The 20,161-nt window shown below is 67.3% G+C and carries 20 protein-coding genes; all 20 read left to right on the forward strand.

What is annotated here, in order from left to right; all coding sequences use genetic code 11:
- The first annotated feature begins 3 nt into the window (after nt 1–3).
- On the forward strand, nt 4–696 hold the full coding sequence (locus GXN78_RS19900) for a transposase (RefSeq protein WP_106555032.1): 693 nt from the start codon (nt 4–6) through the stop codon (nt 694–696).
- A gap of 186 nt (nt 697–882) precedes the next feature.
- Nucleotides 883–5,625: a glutamate synthase-related protein gene (locus GXN78_RS19905; protein ID WP_106555031.1), complete on the forward strand. Its 4,743-nt coding sequence runs from the start codon at nt 883–885 to the stop codon at nt 5,623–5,625.
- Nucleotides 5,626–5,662: 37 nt separating this feature from the next.
- Nucleotides 5,663–7,141: a glutamate synthase subunit beta gene (locus GXN78_RS19910; protein ID WP_106555126.1), complete on the forward strand. Its 1,479-nt coding sequence runs from the start codon at nt 5,663–5,665 to the stop codon at nt 7,139–7,141.
- A 124-nt stretch (nt 7,142–7,265) separates the two neighbouring features.
- Entirely contained in the window at nt 7,266–8,090 is an 825-nt protein-coding gene (locus GXN78_RS19915) for an ABC transporter ATP-binding protein (protein WP_106555030.1), read from the forward strand.
- Nucleotides 8,087–8,869 (forward strand): lipid asymmetry maintenance ABC transporter permease subunit MlaE, encoded by a 783-nt coding sequence (gene mlaE / locus GXN78_RS19920; protein WP_106555029.1) that lies wholly within the window; start codon nt 8,087–8,089, stop codon nt 8,867–8,869. The genes GXN78_RS19915 and mlaE overlap by 4 nt, the downstream gene beginning before the upstream one ends.
- A gap of 16 nt (nt 8,870–8,885) precedes the next feature.
- Nucleotides 8,886–9,374, forward strand: a complete 489-nt coding sequence (mlaD, locus tag GXN78_RS19925) for an outer membrane lipid asymmetry maintenance protein MlaD (RefSeq protein WP_106555028.1) — start codon at nt 8,886–8,888, stop codon at nt 9,372–9,374.
- Nucleotides 9,371–10,117: a VacJ family lipoprotein gene (locus GXN78_RS19930; protein ID WP_106555027.1), complete on the forward strand. Its 747-nt coding sequence runs from the start codon at nt 9,371–9,373 to the stop codon at nt 10,115–10,117. Before mlaD ends, GXN78_RS19930 begins: the two co-directional genes overlap by 4 nt.
- Nucleotides 10,118–10,241: 124 nt before the next feature.
- Nucleotides 10,242–10,892, forward strand: a complete 651-nt coding sequence (locus GXN78_RS19935; RefSeq protein WP_106555026.1) for an ABC transporter substrate-binding protein — start codon at nt 10,242–10,244, stop codon at nt 10,890–10,892.
- 6 nt (nt 10,893–10,898) lie between these two features.
- On the forward strand, nt 10,899–11,171 hold the full coding sequence (locus tag GXN78_RS19940; RefSeq protein ID WP_106555025.1) for an STAS domain-containing protein: 273 nt from the start codon (nt 10,899–10,901) through the stop codon (nt 11,169–11,171).
- Between the two features lie 63 nt (nt 11,172–11,234).
- Nucleotides 11,235–12,182 carry an ABC transporter ATP-binding protein gene (locus tag GXN78_RS19945; RefSeq protein ID WP_106555024.1) on the forward strand — a complete coding sequence of 316 codons (948 nt, stop codon included), beginning with the start codon at nt 11,235–11,237 and terminating at the stop codon, nt 12,180–12,182.
- On the forward strand, nt 12,182–12,946 hold the full coding sequence (locus GXN78_RS19950) for an ABC transporter permease (RefSeq protein WP_106555125.1): 765 nt from the start codon (nt 12,182–12,184) through the stop codon (nt 12,944–12,946). The genes GXN78_RS19945 and GXN78_RS19950 overlap by 1 nt, the downstream gene beginning before the upstream one ends.
- Nucleotides 12,947–12,959: 13 nt before the next feature.
- Nucleotides 12,960–13,202 (forward strand): BolA family protein, encoded by a 243-nt coding sequence (locus tag GXN78_RS19955; protein ID WP_106555023.1) that lies wholly within the window; start codon nt 12,960–12,962, stop codon nt 13,200–13,202.
- Nucleotides 13,203–13,221: 19 nt separating this feature from the next.
- A complete protein-coding gene (gene murA, locus GXN78_RS19960) occupies nt 13,222–14,508 on the forward strand; it encodes a UDP-N-acetylglucosamine 1-carboxyvinyltransferase (protein ID WP_106555022.1) in 1,287 nt (428 codons plus the stop codon).
- Nucleotides 14,505–15,146: an ATP phosphoribosyltransferase gene (gene hisG, locus GXN78_RS19965; protein ID WP_106555021.1), complete on the forward strand. Its 642-nt coding sequence runs from the start codon at nt 14,505–14,507 to the stop codon at nt 15,144–15,146. The genes murA and hisG overlap by 4 nt, the downstream gene beginning before the upstream one ends.
- 2 nt (nt 15,147–15,148) lie before the next feature.
- Complete coding sequence (hisD, locus tag GXN78_RS19970) at nt 15,149–16,513, forward strand: histidinol dehydrogenase (RefSeq protein WP_106555020.1); 1,365 nt, start codon at nt 15,149–15,151, stop codon at nt 16,511–16,513.
- A gap of 10 nt (nt 16,514–16,523) precedes the next feature.
- Entirely contained in the window at nt 16,524–16,889 is a 366-nt protein-coding gene (locus tag GXN78_RS19975; RefSeq protein WP_106555019.1) for a hypothetical protein, read from the forward strand.
- 5 nt (nt 16,890–16,894) lie between these two features.
- Nucleotides 16,895–17,989, forward strand: a complete 1,095-nt coding sequence (gene hisC / locus GXN78_RS19980) for a histidinol-phosphate transaminase (protein ID WP_106555018.1) — start codon at nt 16,895–16,897, stop codon at nt 17,987–17,989.
- Nucleotides 17,986–18,621, forward strand: coding sequence for an imidazoleglycerol-phosphate dehydratase HisB (hisB, locus tag GXN78_RS19985; RefSeq protein WP_106555017.1), 636 nt, complete (start codon nt 17,986–17,988; stop codon nt 18,619–18,621). The genes hisC and hisB overlap by 4 nt, the downstream gene beginning before the upstream one ends.
- A complete protein-coding gene (hisH, locus tag GXN78_RS19990; protein ID WP_106555124.1) occupies nt 18,618–19,274 on the forward strand; it encodes an imidazole glycerol phosphate synthase subunit HisH in 657 nt (218 codons plus the stop codon). The genes hisB and hisH overlap by 4 nt, the downstream gene beginning before the upstream one ends.
- A gap of 52 nt (nt 19,275–19,326) precedes the next feature.
- Nucleotides 19,327–20,070 carry a 1-(5-phosphoribosyl)-5-[(5-phosphoribosylamino)methylideneamino]imidazole-4-carboxamide isomerase gene (gene hisA, locus GXN78_RS19995; RefSeq protein WP_106555016.1) on the forward strand — a complete coding sequence of 248 codons (744 nt, stop codon included), beginning with the start codon at nt 19,327–19,329 and terminating at the stop codon, nt 20,068–20,070.
- Nucleotides 20,071–20,161 lie beyond the last annotated feature (91 nt).

Genomic DNA, 20,161 nt, shown 5'->3' on the forward strand with positions numbered 1-20,161 from the left:
GCCATGGCCCGCCTTCCACGTCTCACGCTGGCCGAGCAGCCGCACCACGTGATACAGCGCGGCAACAACCGCCAGGCCATCTTCGTCGACAACGTCGACCGCGAGATGGTGCTGGCGCTGCTGGGCGAGAACGCGGCGCGCTTCGGCATCGCGCTGCATGCCTACGTGCTGATGGACAACCACTACCACCTGCTTGCCACGCCGGCGAGCGCGGACGGGCTCCCGTTGTGGATGCAGGCCGTGGGCCGGCGCTACGTGCGCTACTTCAACGACCGGCACGGGCGCACCGGCACCCTGTGGGAAGGCCGCTACAAGTCCACGCTGATCCAGACCGAGCGCTACCTGCTGACCTGCATGGCCTACATCGACCTCAACCCGGTGCGCGCCGGCATGGTCGCCGAGGCCCGCGACTATCCCTGGTCCAGCCATGCGCACTACGCCGGGCTGCGGCACGACAAGCTCTTGACGCCGCACCCGCTCTACTGGTCGCTGGGCAACACGCCCTTCGCCCGCGAGGCCGCCTACGCCGAGATGGTGCGTGGCGGCGTGGCAGGTGCCGATCAGACCCTGCTCACCGAGGCCACGCTGCACGGATGGGCGGCGGGCGATCGGGACTTCCTCGAGGCGCTGCAGAAGAACACGTCGCGACGGGTCCTGAAGGCGCGGCCCGGGCGTCCTCCCTCCGACCGAGGCTGACAGAACAGCTGCGCTCACGGTGTATGAAAGGATGGCGCCTCTGCGGCATTTTTAATATGTCCCTATTTTTTATCCGAGCCAAAGACTCAAGATTTAATGAGAATCTGACCCCAAATAAAACACTTGGCATTATTTGTGCAACGCAATATCCTTCCCCTCCCTGCGAAAAACTGAAGGAGCGCGCCCATGACGACGGCTGCCGAGATCGAGCATCTCCAACAACACGGTCTTTATTCCGCCGCCGACGAGCACGATTCGTGCGGTGTCGGCTTCGTGGCCCACATCAAGGGCGAGAAGAGCCATTCGATCGTCCTCCAGGGCTTGAAGATTCTCGAGAATCTCGACCATCGCGGCGCAGTGGGCGCTGACAAGCTGATGGGCGACGGGGCCGGCATCCTGATCCAGCTGCCCGACGTCCTTTACCGCGATGAGATGGCCAAACAGGGCGTCGCGCTCCCGCCGCCCGGCGAATACGGCGTCGGCATGGTCTTCCTGCCCAAGGAGCACGCCTCGCGCGAAGCCTGCGAGCAGGAACTGGAGCGCGCCGTCAAGGCCGAAGGCCAGGTGCTGCTGGGCTGGCGCGACGTCCCGGTCAACCGCGAGATGCCGATGTCGCCGGCCGTGCGCAAGAAGGAGCCGCTGCTGCGCCAGATCTTCATCGGCCGCGGCAACGACGTCATCGTGCAGGACGCCCTGGAGCGCAAGCTCTACGTGATCCGCAAGACCGCCAGTGCCGCCATCCAGCGCCTAAAGCTCAAGCACAGCAAGGAGTACTACGTCCCCAGCATGTCGAGCCGCACGGTGGTCTACAAGGGCCTGCTGCTGGCCGACCAGGTCGGCACCTACTACCTCGACCTCCAGGACAAGCGCTGCATCTCGGCCCTGGGCCTGGTGCACCAGCGCTTCTCGACCAACACCTTCCCCGAGTGGCCGCTGGCCCACCCGTACCGCTACGTCGCCCACAACGGCGAGATCAACACCGTCAAGGGCAACTACAACTGGATGAAGGCGCGCGAGGGCGTGATGTCCTCGCCGGTGCTGGGCACCGACCTGCAGAAGCTCTACCCGATCAGCTTCGCCGACCAGTCGGACACCGCCACCTTCGACAACTGCCTCGAACTGCTCACCATGGCCGGCTACCCGATCAGCCAGGCCGTGATGATGATGATCCCCGAGCCCTGGGAGCAGCACGCGACCATGGACCCGCGCCGCCGCGCCTTCTACGAATACCACGCGGCCATGCTGGAGCCCTGGGACGGCCCGGCCTCGATCGTCTTCACCGACGGCCGCCAGATCGGCGCCACGCTCGACCGCAACGGCCTGCGCCCCTCGCGCTACTGCGTGACCGACGACGACCTGGTCATCATGGCCTCCGAGTCCGGCGTGCTGCCGGTGCCCGAGCAGAAGATCGTTCGCAAGTGGCGCCTGCAGCCCGGCAAGATGTTCCTCATCGACCTGGAGCAGGGCCGCATGATCGACGACGAGGAGGTCAAGGCCACCCTCGCCAACAGCAAGCCCTACAAGCAGTGGATCGAGAACCTGCGCATCAAGCTCGACAGCGTCGAGGCCGAGGCCGTGCAGCCGCCGCTGAGCCAGGTCGCGCTGCTCGACCGCCAGCAGGCCTTCGGCTACACGCAGGAAGACATCAAGTTCCTGATGAGCCCGATGGCCGCCGCCGGCGAGGAGGGCATCGGCTCCATGGGCAACGACAGCCCGCTGGCCGTGCTGTCCAACAAGAACAAGCCGCTCTACAACTACTTCAAGCAGCTGTTCGCGCAGGTCACGAACCCGCCCATCGACCCGATCCGCGAGGCGATCGTGATGTCGCTCGTGTCCTTCATCGGCCCGAAGCCGAACCTGCTGGACATCAACCAGGTCAACCCGCCGATGCGGCTGGAGGTGAGCCAGCCCATCCTCGACTTCGCCGATATGGCGAAGCTGCGCGACATCGGCACCTACACGCAGGGCAAGTTCAAGAGCTACACGCTGGACATCACCTACCCGCTCGCCTGGGGCGAGGAGGGCGTGGAAGCCAAGCTCGCCTCGCTGTGCGCCGAGGCGGTCGATGCGATCAAGGGCGGCCACAACATCCTGATCGTGAGCGACCGCGCGGTCAGCGCCACGCAGATCGCCATCCCCGCGCTGCTCGCGCTCTCGGCCATCCACCAGTACCTGGTGCGCGAGGGCCTGCGCACCACCGCCGGCCTGGTGGTCGAGACCGGTTCGGCGCGCGAGGTGCATCACTTCGGCGTGCTCGCCGGCTACGGCGCCGAGGCGGTCCATCCGTACCTCGCGATGGAAACGCTGGCCGCGATGCACGAGGACCTGTCCGGCGACCTCGGCGCCGAAAAGGCGATCTACAACTACGTCAAGGCGATCGGCAAGGGTCTGTCCAAGATCATGTCGAAGATGGGTGTCAGCACCTACATGAGCTACTGCGGCGCCCAGCTCTTCGAGGCCATCGGCCTCAACAGCGACACCGTGGGCAAGTACTTCACCGGAACCGCCAGCCGCGTCGAGGGCATCGGCGTGTTCGAGATCGCGCAGGAAGCCATCCGCATGCACAAGGCGGCCTTCGGCGACGACCCGGTGCTCGCCCACATGCTGGATGCCGGCGGCGAATACGCCTGGCGCACCCGCGGCGAGGAGCACATGTGGACGCCGGACGCCATCGCCAAGCTGCAGCACAGCACGCGCGCCAACAACTTCAACACCTACAAGGAATACGCGCAGCTCATCAACGACCAGAACCGGCGCCACCTCACGCTGCGCGGGCTGTTCGAGTTCCGCATCGACCCGGCCAAGGCGATTTCCGTGGACGAGGTCGAACCCGCAAGCGAGATCGTCAAGCGCTTCGCCACCGGCGCCATGTCGCTGGGCTCGATCAGCACCGAGGCGCACTCGACGCTGGCGGTGGCGATGAACCGCATCGGCGGCAAGAGCAACACCGGTGAGGGCGGCGAGGACCCGGCGCGCTACCGCAACGAGCTCAAGGGCATCCCCATCAAGCAGGGCGACACGCTCAAGAGCGTAATCGGCGAGGCCAACGTCGAGGTCGACCTGCCGCTGGAAGACGGCGACTCCCTGCGCTCGAAGATCAAGCAGGTGGCCTCCGGCCGCTTCGGCGTCACGGCCGAGTACCTCTCTTCGGCCGACCAGCTGCAGATCAAGATGGCGCAGGGCGCCAAGCCTGGCGAAGGCGGCCAGCTGCCCGGCGGCAAGGTCTCCAACTACATCGGCCAGCTGCGCTACTCGGTGCCCGGCGTGGGCCTGATCTCGCCCCCGCCGCACCACGACATCTACTCCATCGAAGACCTGGCGCAGCTGATCCACGACCTGAAGAACGTCGCGCCGCATGCCAGCGTCAGCGTCAAGCTGGTGAGCGAGGTCGGCGTGGGCACCATCGCGGCGGGCGTCGCCAAGTGCAAGAGCGACCACGTCGTGATCGCCGGCCATGACGGCGGGACCGGCGCCTCGCCCTGGTCATCGATCAAGCATGCGGGCAGCCCGTGGGAAATCGGCCTGGCCGAGACCCAGCAGACCCTGGTGCTCAACCGCCTGCGCGGCCGCATCCGCGTGCAGGCCGACGGCCAGATGAAGACCGGCCGCGACGTCGCCATCGGCGCGCTGCTGGGCGCCGACGAGTTCGGCTTCGCGACCGCGCCGCTGGTGGTCGAGGGCTGCATCATGATGCGCAAGTGCCACCTCAACACCTGCCCGGTCGGCGTCGCAACGCAGGATCCGGTGCTGCGCAAGAAGTTCTCGGGCAGGCCCGAGCACGTGGTGAACTACTTCTTCTTCGTCGCGGAAGAAGTGCGCCAGATCATGGCGCAGCTGGGCATCCGCAAGTTCGACGACCTGATCGGCCGCGCCGACCTGCTCGACACCCGCAAGGGCATCGAGCACTGGAAAGCCCGTGGCCTGGACTTCAGCCGCCTGTTCGCGCAGCCCAACGTGCCGGCCGAGGTGCCGCGCTTCCACGTCGAGGCGCAGGACCACGGCCTCGCGAAGAGCCTGGACAACAAGCTCATCGAGAAGTCGCGTCCGGCCATCGAGAAGGGCGAGAAGGTGCAGTTCATCGAGGTGGCGCGCAACGTCAACCGCTCGGTGGGCGCCATGCTCTCGGGCGCGCTGACCAAGGTGCATCCGCAGGGCCTGCCCGACGATTCGATCCGCATCCAGCTCGAGGGCACGGGCGGCCAGTCCTTCGGTGCCTTCCTGGCGCGCGGCATCACGCTCTACCTGATCGGCGACGCCAACGACTACACCGGCAAGGGCCTCTCGGGCGGCCGCGTGGTGGTGCGCCCCAGCCTGGACTTCCGCGGCGAGGCCACGCGCAACACCATCGTCGGCAACACCGCGCTCTACGGCGCGACCACCGGCGAGGCCTTCCTGAGCGGCGTCGCGGGCGAGCGCTTCGCGGTGCGCCTGTCGGGCGCCACCGCCGTGGTCGAAGGCACGGGCGATCATGGCTGCGAGTACATGACCGGCGGCACGGTGGTGGTGCTGGGCAAGACCGGGCGCAACTTCGCGGCCGGCATGAGCGGCGGCGTCGCCTTCGTCTACGACGAGGACGGCCAGTTCGCCTCGCGCTGCAACCTGGCGATGGTTTCGCTCGACAAGGTGCTGACCTCGGCCGAGCAGACCGCCAGCGTGCATCGCAAGATCTGGCACGAGGGCGAGACCGACGAGGCCAGGCTCAAAAAGCTGCTGGAAGACCACCACCGCTGGACCGGCAGCAAGCGCGCGCGCGAGCTGCTCGACACCTGGGCCGTGGCGCGCACGCGCTTCGTCAAGGTCTTCCCGAACGAGTACAAGCGCGCGCTGGCCGAGATCCACGACCGCAAGGTCGAGCTCACCAGCAGCGGCAACAACGCGCACGTGGGCCTCGAGCCGCACGCGATGACGAAGCCGGCGGTGGCGGCCTGAGCGCCGCTTGAACGAAGAAAAGAACCAGGACATCACGATGGGAAAGATCACCGGCTTCATGGAGCATGAGCGCATCGAGGAGGGCTACAAGCCCGTCGAGGAGCGCGTCAAGCATCACAAGGAATTCGTCATCGGCCTCGATGCGCAGCAGGCCAAGGTGCAAGGCGCGCGCTGCATGGACTGCGGCACGCCCTTCTGCAATAGCGGCTGTCCGGTCAACAACATCATTCCGGACTTCAACGACCTGGTCTACCGCAACGACTGGCAGAGCGCCTTCGCGGTGCTGGACTCGACCAACAACTTCCCCGAGTTCACCGGCCGCATCTGCCCCGCGCCCTGCGAAGCAGCATGCGTGCTCAACGTGAACGACGATCCGGTCGGCATCAAGTCCATCGAGCACGCGATCGTCAACCGCGCCTGGCAGGAAGAGTGGGTCGTGCCGCGTCCGGCCAAGCACAAGACCGGCAAGAAAGTCGCGGTGGTGGGCTCCGGCCCGGCCGGCATGGCGGCCGCGCAGCAGCTCGCCCGCGTCGGCCACGACGTCACCCTGTTCGAGAAGAACGACCGTATCGGCGGCCTGCTGCGCTACGGCATCCCCGACTTCAAGATGGAGAAGACGCACATCGACCGCCGCGTCGAGCAGATGAAGGCCGAGGGCGTGGTGTTCCGCACCGGCGTGGTGGTCGGCGCCGCCAAGGACCCGCTGGGCAAGGGCTCCAAGGTCACCAACTGGGCCAAGGAGACGGTGACGCCCGAGCAGCTCGACAAGGAATTCGACGCCGTAGTGCTCACCGGCGGCGCCGAGCAGTCGCGCGACCTCCCGGTGCCGGGGCGCGATCTCGACGGCATCCATTTCGCGATGGAATTCCTGCCGCAGCAGAACAAGATCAACGCAGGCGACAAGGTCAAGGGCCAGATCCGCGCGGATGGCAAGCACGTGATCGTGATCGGCGGCGGCGATACCGGCTCCGACTGTGTGGGCACCAGCAACCGCCATGGCGCCGCCAGCGTCACCCAGTTCGAGCTGATGCCGCAGCCGCCGGAAGAAGAAAACCGGCCGATGACCTGGCCCTACTGGCCCTACAAGCTGCGCACCAGTTCCAGCCACGAAGAGGGCTGCGAGCGCGAGTTCGCGATCTCCACCAAGGAATTCATCGGCGAGAAGGGCAAGGTCACCGGCCTCAAGACCGTGCGCGTCGAGTGGAAGGACGGCAAGATGGTCGAGGTCCCCGGCTCCGAGACGGTGCTGAAGGCCGACCTGGTGCTGCTGGCCATGGGCTTCGTGAGCCCCGTCGCCGGCGTGCTGGATGCCTTTGGGGTCGAGAAGGACGCCCGCGGCAACGCCAAGGCCAGCCTCGACTTCGTCGGTGGTTATGCGACCAACGTGCCCAAGGTGTTCGCCGCCGGCGACATCCGCCGCGGCCAGTCGCTGGTGGTGTGGGCAATCCGCGAAGGCCGCCAGGCAGCGCGCGCGGTCGACGAGTTTCTCATGGGCTACAGCGACCTGCCTCGTTGAGTGCGCTGAATTAGGCGGAGATTAGCCCCTTACTTCGGTGGATGGGCACATCCTGTGCTTCATTTATCATGGATGGCTACCGCGAGCCGGGGATGCCTCAGGCGCCCCGGCTTTTCTGTTGTCCATGAACCCACCCGAGTCCTCACTGGTTGAATTTCGCGATGTCCGCTTCGGCTACGGCGAGCGGGCGATCCTCGACGGCGTCTCCTTCACCGTGCCCCGCGGCAAGGTGACGGCGCTCATGGGTGCTTCCGGCGGCGGCAAGACCACCGTGCTGCGCCTGGTCGGCGGCCAGGTGCGCGCGCAGCGCGGCGAGGTGCTGTTCGACGGCCAGGACATCGGCAAGCTGGGCAGCGACGCACTCTATGCCGCGCGTCGCCGCATGGGCATGCTGTTCCAGTTCGGTGCGCTGTTCACCGACATGAGCGTGTTCGACAACGTCGCTTTCCCGCTGCGCGAGCACACGCAGTTGTCCGAGGCGCTGGTGCGCGACATCGTGCTCATGAAGCTCGACGCCGTCGGCCTGCGCGGCGCACGCCAGCTGATGCCCAGCGAGGTCTCCGGCGGCATGGCCCGACGCGTGGCGCTGGCCCGGGCGATCGCGCTCGACCCCGACCTGGTCATGTACGACGAGCCCTTCGCCGGCCTCGACCCGATTTCGTTGGGCACTGCGGCGCGCCTGATCCGCCAGCTCAACGACACGCTGGGACTGACCAGCGTCGTGGTGTCGCACGATCTGGAAGAGACCTTCCGCATTGCCGACCACGTGATCATCCTGGCCAACGGCGGCATCGCCGCACAGGGCCGGCCCGAGGAGGTGCGCGCGAGCGGCGATCCGCTGGTCCACCAGTTCGTCAATGCGCTGCCCGACGGGCCGGTGCATTTCCACTACCCGGGCGTCCCGGTGGAGCAGGACTTCGGCAACAACGCGCATGGGGAACGAGGATGAGCTGGTATCGGCCTGCCGATCTGGGGTTCGCCGCGCGCTCCAAGCTGAGCGATCTCGGCATGGGCGCGCGCCTGTTCCTGCGCCTCACGCTGCGCGGCGCGCGCAGCCTGCGCCGCTTCGGCCTGGTGCGCGACCAGATCCACTTTCTCGGCAACTACTCGCTGGCCATCATCGCGGTCTCCGGCCTCTTCGTCGGCTTCGTGCTCGGGCTGCAGGGCTATTACACGCTGCAGCGCTATGGCTCCTCCGAAGCGCTGGGCCTGCTGGTGGCGCTGAGCCTGGTGCGCGAGCTCGGCCCCGTGGTCTCGGCCCTGCTCTTCGCGGGCCGCGCGGGCACCTCGCTGACTGCGGAGATCGGCCTCATGAAAGCCGGCGAGCAGCTCAGCGCCATGGAGATGATGGCGGTCGACCCGGTGCAGCGCATCCTGGCGCCGCGCTTCTGGGCCGGCGTGATCACCATGCCGCTCTTGGCGGCCGTGTTCAGCGCGGTCGGCGTGATCGGCGGCTGGGTCGTCGGCGTGCTGATGCTGGGCGTCGACCCGGGCGCCTTCTGGGGCCAGATGCAGGGCGGCGTCGATGTCTGGCGCGACGTGGGCAACGGCGTGGTCAAGAGCATCGTCTTCGGCTTCACCGTCACCTTCATCGCACTGCTGCAGGGCTTCGTGGCCCAGCCGACACCCGAGGGCGTTTCGCGTGCGACCACCCGCACGGTGGTCGTCGCCTCTCTCGCGGTGCTGGGGCTCGACTTCCTGCTCACCGCCATGATGTTCAGTATCTAGAAAACAAAGGCACTCCATGCAACGTTCCAAGAATGACGTCTGGGTCGGCCTGTTCGTGCTCATCGGCGCGGCAGCGCTGCTGTTCCTCGCGCTGCAGTCCGCCAATCTGCTGAGCTTGAACTTCCAGAAGACTTACTCCGTCAGCGCCCGCTTCGACAACATCGGCGGGCTCAAGCCGCAGACCGCAGTCAAGAGCGCGGGCGTGGTGGTCGGCCGTGTCGAATCGATCACGTTCGACGACAAGAATTTCCAGGCCAGCGTCACGCTCGCGTTGCAGAGCCGTTACAGTTTCCCCAAGGACAGCTCCCTCAAGATCCTGACCAGCGGCTTGCTCGGCGAGCAGTACATCGGGATCGAGGCGGGCGCCGAGGAGAAGACCCTTCAAGCCGGTGACACCATCACAGCGACGCAGTCGGCGGTCGTGCTGGAGAACCTGATCGGACAGTTTCTCTACAGCAAGGCGGCTGACGGCAGCACGCCATCGGGCAGCAGCAACAAGAAATGAAACCACGATTCCCCCATGATCTGCCGCGCACGCTGCGCGGCACTGCCTCGGCCGTGCGCGGCCTGGGCGCCATTGCGGCGCTGGCGCTGGCCACCGGCTGCGCCTCCGGGCCCAAGGCCAATCCGGCCGACCCGTTCGAACCCCTCAACCGCGGGGTCATGCGTTTCAACGACGTCGTGGACGACGCCGTGCTGGTGCCGGCTGCAACGGCCTATCGCCGGGCCTTGCCTTCCTTCGTGCGCACGGGGGTCAACAACTTCTTCGGCAACCTGTCCGATGTGTGGAGTTTTGCCAACAGCGTGTTGCAGCTCAAGCTGGAGCACAGTGCCCAGACCTTCATGCGCGTGAACGTCAACACCGTCTTCGGACTCGGCGGGCTGCTGGATGTCGCCACCGAGGCCGGCATCGACCGCCACTCCGAAGACTTCGGCCAGACCCTGGGGCGCTGGGGCGTACCGAGCGGCCCGTACCTGGTGCTGCCGCTGCTGGGTTCCTCGACTGTGCGCGACACGGCTGCCCTGACGGTCGATCGGCAGGGCGACCTGCTCAACCAGATCCACGACGTCCCGTGGCGCAACTCGCTCTACTTTGTTCGCGTGATCGACGCGCGCTCGAACTTCCTGCGTGCGAGCCAGCTGCTCGACAACGCGGCGCTCGACAAGTACACGTTCACGCGCGATGCCTACCTGCAGCGCCGAAAGAACGAGGTGCATGACGGGGACCTGCCGAACGAGGGCAATTGACCATGCATCCGGCGCTTGCATCCCGTTGCGCGCTTTGCACGGGAGCGGGAACGCCGTTCACAGGCCTCGGCTCCAATTCGCCACGGGTCGCAAAGATCCGAAACTTTCAACAAGGGAATCATCGATGAATCAGATCCTGCAACGACGCTCCGTCGGACGCCTGATGCTGGCCGGCCTGCTGCTCGCGGGCGCCGCCGCCTTCGTGCGGCCGGTCCACGCCGCCGACGAGACGCCGGACGCGCTGGTCAAGCGGCTGTCGACCGACGTGCTCGAGACCATTAAGGCCGACAAGTCGATCAAGGCCGGCGACGTCAGCAAGATCATGGTCCTGGTCGACACCAAGATCATGCCGAACGTCAACTTCCAGCGCATGACCGCCTCCGCCGTCGGTCCGGCATGGCGCCAGGCCACTCCCGAGCAGCAGCAGCGCCTGCAGGAAGAGTTCAAGAAGCTGCTGGTGCGCACCTATGCCGGCGCGCTCGACCAGGTCAGCGACCAGAGCGTGGTCGTGCGTCCCTTCCGCGGCTCGCCTGACGACAAGGAAGTGCTGGTGCGCACGGAAGTCCGCGGCAGCGGCGACCCGGTGCAGCTCGACTACCGGCTCGAGAAGACGCCCGGCGAAGCGGGCGGCTGGAAGATCTACAACCTCAACGTGCTGGGCGTGTGGCTGGTCGATACCTACCGCAGCCAGTTCGCGCAGGAGATCAACGCCAAGGGCATCGACGGCCTGATCGCTGCGCTGACGGAGCGCAACAAGCGCAACGGCAAGAGCTGAAGCCCGATGCTGGTCCTGCCGCCCAAGCTCACGCATGACGAAGCGCCGGCCTGCGTGCTCATGCTGCGCCAGGGGCTCGCGGGGCAGGCCGCCTCGTCCATGGTGGTCGATGCCAGCGCGCTCGCGCAGTTCGATTCGTCGGCTCTCGCGGTGCTGCTCGAATGCCGGCGCGAAGCCAGCGCACTGGGCCGCGGCTTCGCGGTGAAGGGGCTGCCGCCGCGGCTGCGCGAACTCGCGTCGCTGTACGGCGTGGCAGGGCTTCTTCCCGCTGCGCCCTGATCGGCGGGCCTTTATCGCGCCCGGAAGCGGAAAAACGGCAGGGCCCTAAAATCGCGGGCTCCCATGCCTGCGATCTCCTTCCAATCGGTCTCCAAGACCTATCCTGCCTCGCGCCAACAGCGTGCCCAGGGAAAACCCGGGCTGCGTGCCGTCGACGGGGTCACGTTCCAGATCGAGGAGGGCGAGTTCTTCGGTCTTCTGGGCCCCAACGGCGCCGGCAAGACCACGCTGATCAGCATGCTGGCCGGCCTGTCCAGGCCGAGCGCGGGCACCATCAGCGTCCACGGCTTCGACGTCCAGCGCGAATACGGGCAGGCACGCCGGACGCTCGGCGTGGTGCCGCAGGAGCTGGTCTTCGATCCCTTCTTCAACGTGCGCGAATCGTTGCGCATCCAGTCGGGCTACTTCGGCATCAAGAACAACGACGACTGGATCGACGAACTTCTGAGCAGCCTGGGCCTGGCCGACAAGGCCGGCGCCAACATGCGCCAGCTCTCCGGCGGCATGAAGCGGCGCGTACTGGTGGCGCAGGCGCTGGTGCACAAGCCGCCGGTCATCGTGCTGGACGAGCCCACCGCCGGCGTCGACGTCGAGCTGCGGCAGACCCTGTGGCAGTTCGTCGCCAAGCTCAACAAGCAGGGCAGCACCGTGCTCCTGACCACGCACTACCTCGAAGAGGCCGAGGCGCTGTGCAACCGCATCGCGATGCTCAAGCAGGGCCGCGTGATCGCGCTGGACCGCACCAGCGAGCTGCTGCGCTCGGCCGCCAGCAACGTGCTGCGCTTCAAGACCGACGGCATGCTGCCCTGGGAGCTGGCCCAGCATGCGCGAATCACGGGGCGCATCGTGCAGTTGCCGGCGCAGAACGCGCGTGAGGTCGAGCAGTTGCTGGCCGCCATTCGCGAGGCCGGTCTCGACGTGGAAGACGTGGAGATGCGCAAGGCTGATCTGGAGGACGTGTTCATCGACCTCATGGCGGGTGAGCAGACACCCCTGGAGGTCGCGCGATGATGGTTCATGCACTCGGCTGGCGTGCACTCCTCTACAAGGAAACGCTGCGCTTCTGGAAGGTCGGCTTCCAGACCGTGGGCGCACCGGTGCTCACCGCGCTGCTCTACCTGATGGTCTTCGGCCATGTGCTGGAGGGCCGCGTCACCGTCTACGGCTCGGTCAGCTACACCGCCTTCCTGGTGCCCGGCCTGGTGATGATGAGCGTGCTGCAGAACGCCTTCGCGAACAGTTCGTCCTCGATCATCCAGAGCAAGATCATGGGCAACCTGGTCTTCATCCTGCTCACGCCCCTGTCGCACTGGGGGTGGTTCCTGGCCTACGTCGGTTCCTCCGTGGTGCGCGGGCTGGTGGTGGGCTTGGGTGTGTTCGCGGTGACGGCCTTCTTCGCCGTGCCCGGCTTCGTCGCACCGCTGTGGATCGTGGTCTTCGCCTTTCTGGGTGCCGCGATCCTCGGCACGCTGGGCCTGATCGCCGGGCTCTGGGCCGAGAAGTTCGACCAGATGGCCGTGTTCCAGAACTTCCTGATCATGCCCATGACCTTCCTCTCGGGCGTGTTCTATTCCATCCATTCGCTGCCGGCCTTCTGGCAGACGGTGAGCCACCTGAACCCCTTCTTCTACATGATCGACGGCTTCCGCTATGGCTTCTTCGGGGTCAGCGACATCTCGCCCTGGGTGAGCCTGGCCATCGTCGGCGGCGCCTGGCTGGTGGTGAGCGCGATCGCCATCCACCTGCTGCGCATCGGCTACAAGATCCGGGGCTGAACCCTTCCACGACATGACTGCCGAAGAGCTGCAATCCATCATCCAGGCCGGCCTGCCCTGCGAGCACATCACGCTCGAGGGCGATGGCCGCCACTGGTATGCCACCATCGTGTCCACCGAGTTCGAGGGCAAGCGCGCGATCCAGCGACACCAGCGCGTCTACGCCACCCTCGGTGCCAAAATGCACACGGACGAAGTGCATGCGCTCTCGATGAAGACCTACACGCCCGCCGAATGGGCGGCTCAAAACTCCTAGTTCGCTCGCTGGATCTTTCATGGACAAACTCTTGATTCGCGGCGGGCGCCAGCTCCGCGGCGAAGTGCTCATTTCCGGCGCGAAGAACGCGGCCCTGCCGGAGCTGTGCGCGGCGCTCTTGAGCGACCGCCCGGTCACCCTGCACAACGTGCCGCGGCTCAACGACGTCTCGACCATGCTCAAGCTGCTGCGCAACATGGGCGTGGCGGCCGAGCGCGACGACAACGGCACCGTGCGCCTCGACGCCGGCCCGCTGCACACGCCCGAGGCACCCTACGAGCTGGTGAAGACGATGCGAGCTTCGGTGCTCGCGCTCGGGCCGCTGCTGGCCCGCTTCGGCAAGGCCCGGGTCTCCCTGCCCGGCGGCTGCGCCATCGGCTCGCGCCCGGTCGACCAGCACATCAAGGGCCTGCAGGCCATGGGCGCCGAGATCGTCGTCGAGCACGGCTACATGGTGGCGAGCATCGGCGGCGGTCGCCGGCGCCTGCACGGCGCGCGCATTACCACCGACATGGTGACCGTCACCGGCACCGAGAACTTCCTGATGGCCGCTGCGCTGGCCGAGGGCGAGACCGTGCTGGAGAACGCCGCGCAGGAACCCGAGATCACCGACCTGGCCGAGATGCTGATCGAGATGGGCGCGAAGATCGAAGGCCACGGCACCAGCCGCATCCGCATCCAGGGCGTGGAGAAGCTCCAGGGCTGCAACCACCGCGTGGTGGCCGACCGCATCGAGGCCGGCACCTTCCTCTGCGCCGTGGCCGCCACCGGCGGCGAGGTGCTGCTGCGCCACGGCCGCGCCGACCACCTCGACGCCGTGATCGAGAAGCTGCGCGAGGCCGGCGTGGAAGTGGATGCAGTGGAGGAGGGCATCCGCGTGCGCAGCCACGGCCGCCTGAAGGCGCAGAGCTTCCGCACCACCGAGTACCCGGGCTTCCCGACCGACATGCAGGCCCAGTTCATGGCGCTCAACGTGATCGCCGACGGCACCTCGACCGTGACCGAAACGATCTTCGAGAACCGCTTCATGCACGTGGACGAGATGCTGCGCCTGGGTGCCAAGATCCAGACCGACGGCAAGGTGGCGGTGATCGAGGGGGTGCACCAGCTCTCCGGCGCCACCGTGATGGCGACGGACCTGCGCGCCTCCGCCAGCCTGGTGATTGCCGGCCTGGTGGCCGAGGGCGAGACCTTGGTCGACCGCATCTACCACCTGGACCGCGGCTACGACCGCATGGAAAGCAAGCTGCGCGGCCTGGGCGCCGACATCGAGCGCGTGGCCGGCCCGGCGGAGTACCAGCCGTGATCACGCTCGCGCTGTCCAAGGGACGCATCTTCGACGAGACGCTGCCGCTGCTGGCGGCGGCCGGCATCGAGGTCAGCGAGGACCCCGAGAAATCGCGCAAGCTCATCCTCGCGACCTCCCGCCCCGAGGTGCGCGTCGTGCTGGTGCGCGCCTCGGACGTGCCCACTTACGTGCAGTACGGCGGCGCCGACCTGGGCGTGACCGGCCTGGACGTGCTGCTCGAGCACGGCAATCAGGGCTTGTACCAGCCGCTGGACCTGCGCATCGCCGCCTGCCGGCTGAGCGTGGCGGTGCGCGCCGACTACGACTACGCCTCGGCCGTGCGCCAGGGCTCGCGCATCAAGGTCGCGACCAAGTACGTCGGCCTGGCGCGCGAGTTCTTCGCCAGCAAGGGCGTGCACGTGGACCTGATCAAGCTCTACGGCAGCATGGAACTGGCGCCGCTCACCGGCCTGGCCGATGCCATCGTCGACCTCGTGTCGACCGGCAACACGCTCAAGGCCAACCACCTGGTCGAGGTCGAGCGCATCATGGACATCAGCGCGCGCCTGGTGGTCAACCAGGCCGCGCTCAAGCTCAAGCAGGCGCCGATCCGGCACATCATCGACGCCTTCGCCTCAGCCATCCCCTCCGCCTGAAAATGAACGTGAAAGCCACTCCCGCACGCCTGTCGACCGCCTCTACCGGCTTCGAAGCCGATTTCCAGGCGCGGCTGCATTGGTCGGCCGACACCGATGCCGCGATCGAGCAGGTGGTGGCCGACATCCTGGCCGATGTGCGCCGGCGCGGCGATGCGGCGGTGCTCGAGTACACGCGGCGCTTCGATGGCCTGGAGGCCGGGTCGGTGCAGCAGCTGGAGCTCACGCAAGCGGACTTCAAGGCCGCCTTCGATTCGCTCCCCGCAGTGCAGCGCGACGCGTTGCGCATGGCGGCCGAGCGGATCCGCAGCTACCACGAGGCACAAAAGAAGGCCAGCGGCGAGAGCTGGAGCTACCGCGACGCCGACGGCACGCTGTTGGGCCAGAAGGTCACGCCGCTGGATCGCGTGGGCATCTATGTACCGGGCGGCAAGGCGGCGTATCCGTCCAGCCTGTTGATGAACGCGATTCCCGCGCACGTGGCCGGCGTGGCCGAGATCATCATGGCCGTCCCGACGCCGGCCAAGGGAAGCGTCGCCACCGGGGGCTCGGGCAACGAGGCATCCGCCAAGGGCGAGCGCAATGTTCTCGTGCTCGCCGCCGCCCACGTCGCCGGCGTGACGCGCGCCTTCACCATCGGCGGCGCGCAGGCCGTGGCCGCGCTGGCCTACGGCACCGCCACCCTCCCGGCCGTCGACAAGATCACCGGCCCCGGCAATGCCTACGTGGCGGCCGCCAAGCGTCGCGTGTTCGGCACCGTGGGCATCGACATGATCGCCGGCCCGAGCGAAATCCTGGTCCTGGCCGACGGCAGCACGCCGCCCGAGTGGGTTGCGATGGATCTCTTCAGCCAGGCCGAGCACGACGAGCTCGCTCAGAGCATCCTGCTGTGTCCCGACGCCGCCTACATCGAGCAAGTGCAGCAGGAGATCGACCGCCTGCTGCCCACGATGCCGCGTGCCGCGATCATCGCCGCCTCGCTCAATGGCCGTGGCGCGCTGATCCACACCAAGAGCATGGAAGAGGCCTGCGCTATCAGCAACCGCATCGCGCCCGAGCACGTGGAGGTCAGCAGCCGCGAGCCGCATCGCTGGGAGCCGCTGCTCCGGCATGCCGGAGCGATCTTCCTCGGCGCCTACACCAGCGAAAGCCTGGGCGACTACTGCGCCGGCCCCAACCACGTGCTGCCCACCAGCGGCACCGCGCGCTTCAGCTCGCCGCTGGGCGTCTACGATTTCCAGAAGCGATCCAGCCTGATCGAGGTCAGCGAGGCCGGCGCGCAGCCGCTGGGCCGCATCGCTGTGACCCTGGCCGAAGGGGAGGGCCTGCCGGCGCACGCCGAGGCCGCCCGCATGCGTCTGCGTTAAGGGGGCGGACATGGCGATCCTGACGCTCCGGTCCGTCCGCTGCATGGTCCTCCTGGGCCTGGCGGCCGCCGGTGCCGCCTGCCAGGCCATGAGCATCCGCGAACTGCGCTTGCTCGAAGCCAACGAGAAGGACGGCAAGCTTTACGCAAACTACTACCTGGTCGGCGTGGTCGAGGGCCTGCGCGAAGCCAGCGAGGCTGAGCAGCGCGCCGGACAGAAGCCGCTGTTCTGCGTCAGCGGCCGCCGGCTCGAGCCCGCGATGGCGCGCACGCTCTACCAGACCGAGCTGACACGCAACGCCGACAGCTACGAGGCCGACATGCCGGTGCAACTGGTGATCTCCGCCGCCCTGCGCAACAGCTACCGCTGTCCTTGAATCGAATGACTTCCGCTTCCGACGACACCACCCGCGCCCTGGGCCGCATCCGCGCCGACGTCCAGTCCATGCATGCCTACGCCGTGCAGGACGCGCGTGGCCTGCTCAAGCTCGACGCCATGGAGAACCCTCACGGCCTGTCGCCCGCGCTGCAGGCCGCGCTGGGCGAGCGCCTGGGTGCGCTGGCGCTGAACCGCTATCCCGGCCCGCGCGGCGCCGACCTGCAGCGCGCGCTGGCGGCCTACGCCGGCGTGCCGGAAGGCTTCGGCCTGATGCTCGGCAACGGCTCGGACGAGCTGATTTCGCTGCTCGCCATGGCCTGCGACCTTCCCCGGGCCGCCGTGCTCGCGCCCGAGCCTGGCTTCGTGATGTACGCGATGAGCGCCCGGCTGCAGGGCCTGCGCTTCGTCGGCGTGCCGCTCACGGCCGATTTCGAGCTCGACGAGGCCGCCATGCTCGCGGCCATCGCGCGCGAGAAGCCGGCCATCGTCTACCTGGCCTATCCCAACAACCCGACCGCCAACCTGTGGGACGACGCCGTGATCGAGAAGATCATCGAGGCCCAGGGCGTCCAGGGCGGCCTGGTCGTGATCGACGAGGCCTACCAGCCTTTCGCGGCCCGCAGCTACATCGACCGCGTCGCGCGCCACGGCCATGTGCTGCTGATGCGCACGCTCAGCAAGTTCGGGCTGGCGGGCGTGCGGCTGGGCTACCTGATCGGGCCCCAGGCGCTGATCGCCGAGGTGGACAAGGTTCGCCCGCCCTACAACATCAGCGTGCTGAACTGCGAGTGCGCGCTATTCGCGCTCGAGCATGCCGAGGTGTTCGCGGAGCAGGCGGCCCAAATTCGCGCTGAGCGCGCCCGCATCGCCCGGGCGCTGGCCCGCCTCCCGGCGGTCAAGAGCTGGCCCAGCGACGCCAACATGATCCTGGTGCGGGTGCCGGATGCCGCCAGGACCTTCGAGGGCATGAAGGCGCGCGGAGTGCTGATCAAGAACGTTTCTAAAATGCACCCATTGCTCGCGAACTGCCTGCGCCTGACCGTCGGAACCGCCGACGAGAATGCCCGGATGCTCGCGGTCCTCGAAGCCTCGCTATGAACACCCCCTCGGCCCCCGAACCCGTCGTCTCCGCCGCTGCTGGCGCGCGGACCGCTTCCGTCACGCGCAACACGGCCGAGACGAAGATCACGGTCTCGGTCAACCTCGACGGCAGCGGCCGCTCGAAGCTCTCGACCGGCATCGGCTTCTTCGACCACATGCTGGACCAGATCGCCCGCCACGGCCTGATCGACCTCGAGATCGACTGCCAGGGCGACCTGCACATCGACGGCCACCACACGGTGGAGGACGTGGGCATCACCCTCGGCCAGGCCGTCTCCAAGGCCGTCGGCGACAAGAAGGGCATCCGCCGCTACGGCCATGCCTACGTGCCGCTGGACGAGGCGCTCAGCCGCGTGGTGATCGATTTCTCCGGCCGGCCCGGCCTGGTGATGCATGTGCCCTTCACCAGCGGCATGATCGGCGGCTTCGACAGCCAGCTCACCTACGAGTTCTTCCAGGGCTTCGCCAACCACGCCTTCGTCACCCTGCACATCGACAACCTCAAGGGCGTCAATGCGCACCACCAGTGCGAGACCGTCTTCAAGGCCTTCGCGCGCGCACTGCGGGCCGCGCTCGAGCTCGATCCGCGCTCGGCCGGCGTCATTCCTTCGACCAAGGGTTCCCTCTGAGCAGCAGCAAAAACACGGTCGCCGTCGTCGACTACGGCATGGGCAACCTGCGCTCCGTCTCGCAGGCGGTGCAGCATGCGGCCGACCAGGTCGGGGTGGAGGTCTTCGTGACCGCCGACCCCGAGGTGGTGCGCCGCGCCACCCGCGTGGTGCTGCCGGGCCAGGGCGCCATGCCCGACTGCATGCGCGAGCTGCGCGACTCCGGCCTGCAAGAGTCGGTGCTGGAGGCGGCGGCTTCCAAGCCCCTCTTCGGCGTCTGCGTGGGCATGCAGATGCTGCTTTCGGCCAGCGACGAGGGCCCGACCGAGGGCCTGGGCCTGATCCCCGGCCGGGTGCTCAAGTTCGAGCTGGCCGGCCGCACCCAGCCCGACGGCAGCCGCTACAAGGTTCCCCAGATGGGCTGGAACCAGGTGCTGCAGACCCGGCCGCACCCTGTGTGGGCGGGGGTGCCGGACGGCAGTTACTTCTATTTCGTGCACAGTTTCTACGCCCGGCCGGCCGATGCCCTCCACAGCGCGGGCGAGGCGGAATACGGCGAGCGCTTTACCGCCGCCATTGCACGCGATAATATTTTTGCGACCCAGTTCCACCCCGAGAAGAGCGCGGACCATGGGTTGCAGCTGTACCGAAACTTTCTCCACTGGAATCCCTGAAGCAGTTTTTTCGCTGCGCTTCATCGCTCGCGCCCTGCGCAAATCCCGCACCATGCTCCTTATTCCCGCGATTGACCTCAAGGATGGCCACTGCGTTCGCCTCAAGCAAGGCGACATGGCCCAGTCCACCATCTTCAGTGAAGACCCGGCCGCCATGGCGCGCCAGTGGATCGAGGCCGGTGCGCGGCGGCTGCACCTGGTCGACCTGAACGGCGCCTTCGCGGGCAAGCCGCAGAACCACGCCGCGATCAAGGCGATCCTGCGGGAGGTGGGCGACGACATCCCCGTGCAGCTGGGCGGCGGCATCCGCGACCTCGATACCATCGAGCGCTACATCGACGACGGCCTGCGCTACGTGATCATCGGCACCGCCGCGGTCAAGAATCCCGGCTTTTTGAAGGACGCGTGCAGCGCCTTCGGCGGCCACATCATCGTCGGCCTCGACGCCAAGGACGGCAAGGTCGCCACCGACGGCTGGAGCAAGCTCACCGGCCACGAGGTGGCTGACCTGGGCAAGAAGTTCGAGGACTACGGCGTCGAGTCGATCATCTACACCGACATCGGCCGCGACGGCATGCTCTCGGGCATCAACATCGATGCGACGGTGAAGCTGGCACAGGCACTCACCATTCCGGTGATCGCGTCGGGCGGGCTGTCGAACATGGCCGACATCGACAAGCTCTGCGCCGTCGAGGCCGATGGCATCGAGGGCGTGATCTGCGGGCGTGCGATCTATTCGGGCGACCTGGACTTCGCGGCCGCGCAGGCGCGAGCCGACGAGCTGGCCGAACAGTAGTCCTGCGCCAAAGCGTCGCGCACTTCGCCACGCGCTTGGCAAGGCACGCCTAGGGAGGCGTGCCGTTTTTCTTTTTCTGCATGCGCCGGTG

It is taken from the genome of Variovorax sp. WS11, assembly GCF_010499245.1.
In the GTDB taxonomy this organism is placed as follows: domain Bacteria; phylum Pseudomonadota; class Gammaproteobacteria; order Burkholderiales; family Burkholderiaceae_C; genus Variovorax.